We start from the raw sequence: 8,126 nt of genomic DNA, 5'->3' as shown, positions 1-8,126 counted from the left end.
CGGCCGGCGCGGGGCTCCCGGCGAGGCTGCCGCGCGGGTAGGCGCCGTCCACCGGCGGGCCGCCGTCGCCGAGCCCTTCGAGCTCGCGGCGCCGGTAGCGGCCGTCCACGCCGGACGGCCCGCGGTGGCCCGAGACGCCGAAACCACGCGCCTCGAGCAGCGGGCGCACGCGGTCCCACAGCCAGGAGCGGTAGGCCTTCGACGCGTACGTGCCGCCGCCGTAGACGCGCTCGTACCCGGGGACGAGGCGGGGGTGCTCGCGCGCGAGCCAGGACATGAACCACTCGCGCGTGCCGGGCTTGAGGTGCAGCGGGAGCACCGTGACACCGGTCGCGCCGGCGTCGCGCACCGCGTCGAGGAGCTCGGTCAGCGCGCGGGTGGAGTCGGTGAGCCAGGGCAGCACGGGGGCGACCATGACGCCGCACGGCAGGCCCGCGTCACGGACCGCGCGGATCAGGTCGAGCCGCGCGCGGGGCGTGGGCGTCCCGGGCTCGACCGACGCCTGCAGCTCCGGGTCGAGCAGCGCGAGGGAGACGCCGATGCCGACGTCCACGCGCGAGGCCGCGTCCGCGAGGAGCGGCAGGTCGCGGCGCAGGAGCGTGCCCTTGGTGAGGACCGACAGCGGCGTCCTCGAGTCGGCGAGCGCCGTGATGATGCCCGGCATGAGCCGGTAGCGGCCCTCCGCTCGCTGGTAGGGGTCGGTGTTGGTGCCGAGCGCGACGGCCTCGTGCGCCCAGCTCTTGCGCGACAGCTCGGCGCGCAGGACCTCGTCGACGTTGACCTTGACGACCACCTCGCGGTCGAAGTCGGCGCCCGCGTCGAGGTCGAGGTACTGGTGCGTCGGCCGCGCGAAACAGTACGAGCACGCGTGGCTGCAGCCGCGGTACGGGTTGATCGTCCAGCGGAACGGCATGCGCGACATCGCCGGGACCTTCGACAGCGCGCTCTTCGCCGTCACCTCGTGGAACGTGATCCCCGCGAACTCGGGCGTGCGCACGCTGCGCACGAGCCCGGCGCGCTCCAGACCCGGGAGCGCGCCGTCGTCCGTACCGATCGCCTGTCCGTCCCACCGCACCCGGTGATTCGAACACCTGTTCGAAGCAGTGTCAAGGCGTGACGCTCCTCGAGTGGCGCGTCAGCCGTTGAGGACGGCGGTCTCGTCGAGCGGTGCGTCCGGGATCCTCCTCCCTCGCGCCGGCCGAGGGTCTCGTCCACCGAGCTCGGCCACGCGGTCCCAGACCCAGTCGGCCATGGACGGGGCGACGGGCTCGTCCGGGTGTCCAGGGCGGCGCCTGACCAGCACCCCGAACGCGACGACCACCAGGTACGCTCCGGCGTCGTCCGTCATCACCTGCTCGCCCGGCTCGTCCTGGGGCCAGCCCGCGTGCGCCGCCGGGTCCGCCTCGATCTCGCGATCCATCGCGACGATCTCCGCCGCCGACAGCAGGCGGAACGGCTCGGCCTGCGCCCAGGCGTCCCCGGAGCCGAGCAGCTGGCCGTCGCGCCACGCCAGCAGCTCCTCCGCGGCCATGGCACCGACGCTCTCGTGCTCGGCCCCGTCGGTGGACGACGCGGCGGGTCGCAGCGTGGCGCGCAGGCGCGCGGGCATCACGTCGTCCAGCGCAGCGAGCGCGGAACGCAGGTCGATGCCGAGCTCGCGGTCGCGGAGCTTCTGCCACGCCGTCTCGAGCACCCCGCTGCGTCGGATGTCCTCCAGGGAGACGCCCACGGCGTCGGCGTCCTCGACGACCCGCTGCATCGTCCGCGCGGTCGCCACCAGGTTCTGCAGCTGGTCGTCCGTCGGGTCCTGGCGCAGCAGCCGCAGACCCAGCTGCTCGGCATCGTCGAACCGGTACTGGACGAGGTAGGACCACCCGAGCATCAGGGCGGTCCACGGGCTGGCCGCGTCCGCCCGCACCGCCTCCTCGGCCGCGGGGACGAACCGCTCGGCCGGGGCGAACGACCCGAGCAGGTACGCCGCGCGCCTCCCGAGCGCCGCGGGGAGCCGGTCCGGCGCGTGCCGGGCGCACATCGCGACCGCGGCGTCGAGCTGGGCCCAACCGGTCTCGTGCTCCCCGCCGAGCGCCTGGGCGGAGCCCAGCTCCATCCAGTCGTCCCATCCCTCGTGCTCCTCCGCGAGCACGACGTGCGCCCAGTGCAGCGCCTCGGAGCGGTCGCGCTCCGCGAACGCCAGGCGCCGCAGGGCTCGAGCGGCGTTGACGAACTGGCGGTCACGACGACCGACCACGTCGAGGTAGAGCCGCCTCGCCTCGTCGACCTGGCCGCAGACCTCCCGGTGGTTGCCCAGCAGCAGCGACGCGCTGCTCCGTCCGGGCTGGGCGGCGAGCACCTGCAGCGCCAGCTCCCCGACCCGGGGATGCGTGGGCTGCACCGTGACGAGCTCCCAGGCGAGGTCGAGGCTCCGCTCGACGTCGTCGGCGGACGGTCCGTCGACGTCGCGCGTCATCGCAGCCCTCGCGCGACCCGGTACGCCCGCAGCTGGTCGAAGGTCCCGTCGTCGACGCCGAACTCGAGCACCGGCGCCACCTGGTCGAACCACGACGTCGTCGACGGGGTGATCCCGCGGGCCGCGGCCAGCAGCGCCGCGGTGGTGACCGGCACCAGCTCCCCGCTGGTCATCGACGCGGCCATCGCCTGCTGCAGCACGGTTGTCGACAGATGTGCGAGGTCGGCACCGGAGAACCCTTCGGTGGCGGCCGCGACGGCCACGACGTCGACGTCGTCGGCAGGCTTGCCCTCCAGCGCGCGCTGGACGATCGCCGCGCGCGCGACAGCGTCCGGCGGCAGCACGAGCACCGTCTTGTCGATCCGGCCCGGGCGGCGCAGCGCGGGGTCGATGTCCCACGGCCGGTTCGTCGCGGCGAGGAAGTAGACCCCGTCGTTCGCGCCGGAGACCCCGTCGAGCTCCTCGAGCAGCTGGGTGACGAGCATCCGCATCGCCTGGGACCCACCGCCACCGGAGGTGCGCCGTCCGCCGAGCGCGTCGAACTCGTCGAAGAAGACGACGCACGGCGCGGCCGCTCGCGCATCGCGGAAGACGCTCTGGATCCCCTTCTCGCTCTCGCCCATCCACCTGGAGAGCAGGTCGGCGAGCGTCACGTGGACGAAGGACGCGCCGAGATCGCCCGCGATCGCCCTCGCGATGAACGTCTTGCCGCAGCCCGGCGGGCCGTACATGAGCAGCGACCCGCCGGGGCGCTGCCCGAACGCTGCCGCCAGGTCCGGACGGCGCAGAGGCGCCAGGAACGTGGTGTCGAGGTGCTGCTTGACCTCGGCGAGGCCCGCGACGTCGGCCAGCGTCACGGTCGGCCGCTCGGTGTCCCACGTCGCCCGCGACACCGAGGCACCGCGGTCCCGGCGGTCCGCGGCCGCGGGTGCCGGGACGGCTCGGGCCGCGTCCTGCGGGCCCACCACGGGCTCGTCGGCGGGCGCCGCGGCCTTCTCCGGTGGCGGCGGGCCCGTGGCGCGCAGCCGTGCGGCCATCAGCCGGGCGCGCAGGAGCCGGACCCTCGCCGGGTCGCCGCCGTGCGCCTCGAAGGCCGCCAGCTCGGCGGCCGCACGCTCCACGTCACGCTCCAGCAGCAGCGTCACGAGGTCCTCGCGGAGGGACGTGTCGGTGGGGTCGGCCTCCACGGCGCGCGAGATCAGCTCGAGGAAGTCGTCCTCCGGAGCGCGGCTCACCGCGCGTCCTCGTCGGTCCCGTGTCGCCACGGCGCCGCCTGCGCCGCCGTGTCCCCGGTGTCGTCGTGCCTCGCCATCCGGTCCTCTCTCCCTCTGAGCCCCGGCGCACTCCCGGCACCGGCCACCTGAGCGCCGCCGAAACCCTCTCACACGACGACTTCGCCCTGCTCGTCGGCGCCGCCCGTGGCAGCACGGCTCGTCACGCGCGCTCGACGACCGACCTCTCCGCCGGGACGCCGCGCGCCACGACGCGGGACCCGCCGCCGCGGACGTGCTCGCGGAAGTCGCGGAACACGAGCGGCACGCCGCGCGCCGTCGTCGCGTCCGGGCCGTCCATGACCTGCACGTGCACGTGCGGCTGCGTCGAGTTGCCCGAGCTCCCGCACTCCCCGAGCACGTCCCCCACCGCGACCCCGTCGCCGGCCTGCACGCGCACCGAGCCGGCGCGCAGGTGCGCGAGCACGGCGAACGCGCCCGGTCCCAGCGCGAGCACGACGTGGTTGCCCGCGAGCGCCGCGGGACCGCCGCGCGCCCGGGACGCCTGCGTGAGCGCGTACCCGAGCAGCGTGACGGGCGAGCGCCGGGCCTCGTGGTCGGGCTCGCCGTCGTGCACGGACACGACCGTGCCCGCCGCCGGCGCGAGCACGGGCAGCCCGAACGCGTGGAAGCGCTCCGGCGGCTCCGTGCCGAGCACCGTGCGGACGTCGCGCGTGACAGCGGTTCGGCCGTCGCGCACCGCGACGAGGTCGATCGCGTACGTCGTCGCGAACAGGTGGGTGCCGTGGCTCGGGACGCGGCGGGCGGGGCTGTTCTGCACGAGCCACGTCCCCGTGACCGGCAGCGCGAGCTCGACCGTGTCGCTCATGTGTCGCTCACGTGACCTCCCCGCCCGTCCCGTCCCGCGCCGTCAGGCCTCGGCGGGGACCGCCCGCGGCCACCAGTCCTCGGCCGGCGGCTCCCACGTCGCGGGGTCCGCGTCCACCTGCTCGCCGGAGCGGATGTCCTTGACCTGGTCGGGCTTCGGCTCACCGTCGTCACCGGTCCCGCCGGGGAACCACACGAACGGGATGCCGCGCCGGTCGGCGTGGCGGATCTGCTTGCCGAACTTCGCCGCGCTGGGCGCGACCTCCACGGGGATCCCGCGCGCGCGCAGCGCCGTGGCGACCGCGTCGGACGCGGGCCGCGCGTCCTCGGTCGTCACCGCCACGACGACCGCGCTCGGCACGGACCGCGTCGCCCGGACCAGCCCGGCCGAGAGCAGCCGCGACACGAGGCGCGAGACGCCGATCGACAGCCCGACGCCCGGGTACGTCGTCGCGCCGTCGGACGCGAGCGTGTCGTAGCGGCCGCCGGAGCAGATCGAACCGAGCTGCTCGTGGCCGACGAGCACGGTCTCGTACACCGAGCCCGTGTAGTAGTCGAGGCCGCGCGCGATCTTCAGGTCGGCGACCACGACGCCGGGCGCGCGCACGCTCGCCGCCTCGACGATGGCCGCGAGCTCCGCGAGACCGGCCTCCATGAGGTCGCTCGTCACGCCGCGCTCGGCCGCGAGCGCCCGCACCCGCTCGACCACGGTGACGTCGGACCCGTGGATCGCGGCGAGCGCGAGGCACGCGTCCGCCTGCTCCGGGGTCGCGCCGGCCTCGGAGACGAGGAGCGCGGCGACCTTCTCGGGGCCGATCTTGTCGAGCTTGTCGATCTGGCGCAGCACCTCGTCGACGGCGTCGAGGCCGAGGCCGCGGTAGAAGCCCTCGGCGACGCGGCGGTTGTTGACGAGCACGCGCACCTCGGGCAGACCGATGTCGCGCAGGGCTCCGAGCGCCTCCGCCATGACGAGCGGCAGCTCGACCTCGAAGTGGTACGGCAGCTCGCCGGCGCCCACGACGTCGATGTCCGCCTGCGCGAACTCGCGGAACCGCCCGTCCTGGGGACGCTCCCCGCGCCAGACCTTCTGGATCTGGTAGCGCTTGAACGGGAACGCGAGGTGGCCGGCGTTCTCGAGCACGTAGCGCGCGAACGGCACCGTGAGGTCGAAGTGCAGGCCGAGCTGCTTGTCGGGCCGGCCGGTGCGCGCGTCGTCGCCCTCGCCCGCCTCCTCCTGGAGACGGCGCAGGACGTACACCTCCTTGGACGTCTCGCCCTTGCGCAGGAGCTGCTCGAGCGGCTCGACGGCCCGCGTCTCGATCCCGGCGAACCCGTGCAGCTCGAACGTGCGCCGCAGCGTGTCGAGGACGTGCTGCTCGACGACGCGTCCGTCGGGCAGCCATTCGGGGAAACCGGAGAGAGGTGTGGGCCTGGCCATGGGCCCGATCCTCCCAGATGCCGCGTCCCGGCTCAGAATCCCGCGGCGCGCAGGTACGGGTTGCCGGCGAGCTCGCGCCCGACGGTGGTCGCGGGCCCGTGGCCGGGCAGCACGTCCCAGCGCGGGTCCAGGTGCCCGACGACGTCCCGCAGCGTCCGCGACATCATCGCCCCGTCGCCGCCGGGAAGGTCCGTGCGGCCCACCGACCCGGCGAACAGCACGTCGCCGCTCAGGACGGCGCCGGCGCCCGGACGGCCGACGAGGTACAGGGTGGAGCCCTCCGTGTGCCCCGGGGCGGGCACCGCGCGCAGCACGGGCTCGCCGAGCGGCGTCTCCCCCGCACCTGCCGCCGTCCCGACACCCAGCGTCTCCGCGAGCGCGAGCTCGTCACCGGGTGCGCCGGCGAACGTGCGCACGTCGGCCGGCTCACGGTACTCCTCGGGGTGCGCGCCGGCGTCGCGCAGCGCGGCACCGAGCGGGCCGGAGACGAGGGAGGCCGCGGCGCCGGAGGCGGGTCGCTCGATCGTCCCGAACGGGTCCGCGAGCCGGTAGGCGTCCGCCTCGTGCAGCACGAGCGGCACACCCAGGCGGTCGCACACGGCGGCCGCGTCCCACGTGTGGTCCACGTGCCCGTGCGTCGCGAGGACCGCGCGCGGCTCGAGCCCCTCGCGCTCGACGAGCGTCACCACCCGGTCGGCGACGCCCGCGCCCGCGTCGACGACGACGCACGCGCCGCCCCCGAGCGCGACGACCGCGCAGTTCGTGCCGAAGACGGGCGCCACCACGACGTGGACCGCGACCGCGTGCGCGCGTGCGTCCGTGCGTGCATCGGCGGCGGCCGTCCCCGGCAGGTCCTCGCCGCGCCCGTCGTCACCCTCGGAGAGCTCCACGAGGGCCGAGCGTAGCCCTCCGGTGCCCGGCGCGAGGGCAGGTCGATACCGGACCGTGACCTGCGCGGCCGGAAAGCACGAAGGGATCGCGCGGCCGATGCCTAGACTGTCCGGTACCGACCGCGGGCCGGACCGCGGTCGTCGAGGCGCGCCGTCACGGCCGACGACGAAGGAGCTGGGGTGTCGACGAAGAGCAAGGAGCGGGAGCAGGCACGCCGCCGCCAGGAGAAGTGGGAGCGGCACGTCGCCGAGCTCCGCGCCCGGCGCCAGCGCACCTGGACCCTCGTCGGGGTCCTCCTGTCGCTCCTCCTCGTCGGCGGCGTCGTCTGGTGGGCCCTGTCCGCCGCGCAGGACCCGGGCACCGACCCCGCGGCCGGGCCCACGCCGCGCGCCACCCCGACGCCCGGCCAGTACACGCTGCCCCCGCCGTCCGCGGCCGAGGGGCGCGAGTGGACGTCGACCCTGTCGACGAGCGCGGGCGACCTCACGCTCAGCCTCGACGGCGCCGCCGCACCGCAGGCGGTCGCGAGCTTCGTCGCGCTCGCCGAGGCCGGCTACTTCGACGGGACCCGGTGCCACCGCCTGACGACGTCCGGCATCTACGTGCTGCAGTGCGGGGACCCGACCGGCACCGGCACCGGCGGCCCCGGGTACAGCTTCGGCCCTGTCGAGAACGCGCCCGCCGACGACGTCTACCCCGCCGGCACCGTCGCCATGGCGCGCCAGGGTGGCGCGGGCGACTCGATGGGCTCCCAGTTCTTCCTCGTCTACGAGGACTCGACCATCCCGTCCGACGCGGCGGGTGGTTACACGGTGTTCGGCACCATCACGTCCGGCCTGGACGTCGTCCAGGCAGTCGCTGACGCGGGGACGGTGGACGGGGCCGGCGACGGCTCCCCCGCCACCCCGGTCACCATCGAAGGAGTTGAGACCCAGTGAGCGATCCCGCGAACCACGAGGCGAGCATCCCGGCCGCGGAGCCCGCGGAGGCGGACGCGACCGAACGGGTCGAGGCGACCGAGGTGGAGACCGGGTCGGCCCCGGACGCGACCGCCGCCGACGCCGAGGCGCCGGCGCAGGCCGACCAGCCGGCGACGCCGGCCGACCAGGCCGAGCCCGAGCCTGAGACCGAGCCGGCGACACCGGCCGACCAGGCCGACCAGGCCGACCAGGCCGACCAGGCCGACCAGGCCGACCAGGCCGAGCCTGCGGCGCAGACGGACCGGCCCGTG

The 8,126-nt window shown here is 75.4% G+C and carries 7 protein-coding genes and 1 pseudogene; 2 read left to right on the top strand and 6 right to left on the bottom strand.

Annotated features, from left to right (window positions below; all coding sequences use genetic code 11):
• The 6 genes from JZ5iCDA_RS13675 to JZ5iCDA_RS13650 form a co-directional block, all read right to left on the bottom strand.
• The coding region (locus JZ5iCDA_RS13675) for an Rv2578c family radical SAM protein (RefSeq protein WP_069387671.1) at positions 1-1,075 on the bottom strand (1,075 nt) is incomplete at its 3' end.
• A 60-nt stretch (positions 1,076-1,135) separates the two neighbouring features.
• The gene (locus JZ5iCDA_RS13670; protein ID WP_216093450.1) at positions 1,136-2,467 is read right to left on the bottom strand and encodes a hypothetical protein; all 1,332 of its coding nucleotides are present in this window, start codon (positions 2,465-2,467) and stop codon (positions 1,136-1,138) included.
• A complete protein-coding gene (locus tag JZ5iCDA_RS13665) occupies positions 2,464-3,702 on the bottom strand; it encodes an ATP-binding protein (protein ID WP_069387670.1) in 1,239 nt (412 codons plus the stop codon). Before JZ5iCDA_RS13665 ends, JZ5iCDA_RS13670 begins: the two co-directional genes overlap by 4 nt.
• 199 nt (positions 3,703-3,901) lie before the next feature.
• Positions 3,902-4,567: a M23 family metallopeptidase gene (locus JZ5iCDA_RS13660; protein WP_069387669.1), complete on the bottom strand. Its 666-nt coding sequence runs from the start codon at positions 4,565-4,567 to the stop codon at positions 3,902-3,904.
• A 42-nt stretch (positions 4,568-4,609) separates the two neighbouring features.
• On the bottom strand, positions 4,610-6,004 hold the full coding sequence (hisS, locus tag JZ5iCDA_RS13655) for a histidine--tRNA ligase (RefSeq protein ID WP_069387668.1): 1,395 nt from the start codon (positions 6,002-6,004) through the stop codon (positions 4,610-4,612).
• A gap of 32 nt (positions 6,005-6,036) precedes the next feature.
• Positions 6,037-6,894: an MBL fold metallo-hydrolase gene (locus JZ5iCDA_RS13650; RefSeq protein ID WP_366246674.1), complete on the bottom strand. Its 858-nt coding sequence runs from the start codon at positions 6,892-6,894 to the stop codon at positions 6,037-6,039.
• 180 nt (positions 6,895-7,074) lie between these two features.
• Between JZ5iCDA_RS13650 and JZ5iCDA_RS13645 the strand changes: the two genes are divergently transcribed.
• Positions 7,075-7,833, top strand: coding sequence for a peptidylprolyl isomerase (locus tag JZ5iCDA_RS13645; RefSeq protein WP_069387667.1), 759 nt, complete (start codon positions 7,075-7,077; stop codon positions 7,831-7,833).
• Positions 7,830-8,126, top strand: a pseudogene (locus tag JZ5iCDA_RS13640) (hypothetical protein); the annotation flags it as partial. The gene JZ5iCDA_RS13645 and the pseudogene JZ5iCDA_RS13640, both read left to right, overlap by 4 nt.

This window comes from Cellulosimicrobium cellulans (assembly GCF_001722485.1).
GTDB classification, from domain to species: domain Bacteria; phylum Actinomycetota; class Actinomycetes; order Actinomycetales; family Cellulomonadaceae; genus Cellulosimicrobium; species Cellulosimicrobium cellulans_A.
Note: the sequence above shows the minus strand (reverse complement) of the source record. Positions and strands in the feature narration are given on the sequence as shown.

Excerpts from the sequence above, each read along its gene's own strand:
- JZ5iCDA_RS13660 (WP_069387669.1), bottom strand. The coding sequence starts at position 4,567 with ATGAGCGACACGGTCGAGCTCGCGCTGCCGGTCACGGGGACGTGGCTC.
- hisS (WP_069387668.1), bottom strand. The coding sequence starts at position 6,004 with ATGGCCAGGCCCACACCTCTCTCCGGTTTCCCCGAATGGCTGCCCGAC.
- JZ5iCDA_RS13670 (WP_216093450.1), bottom strand. The coding sequence starts at position 2,467 with ATGACGCGCGACGTCGACGGACCGTCCGCCGACGACGTCGAGCGGAGC.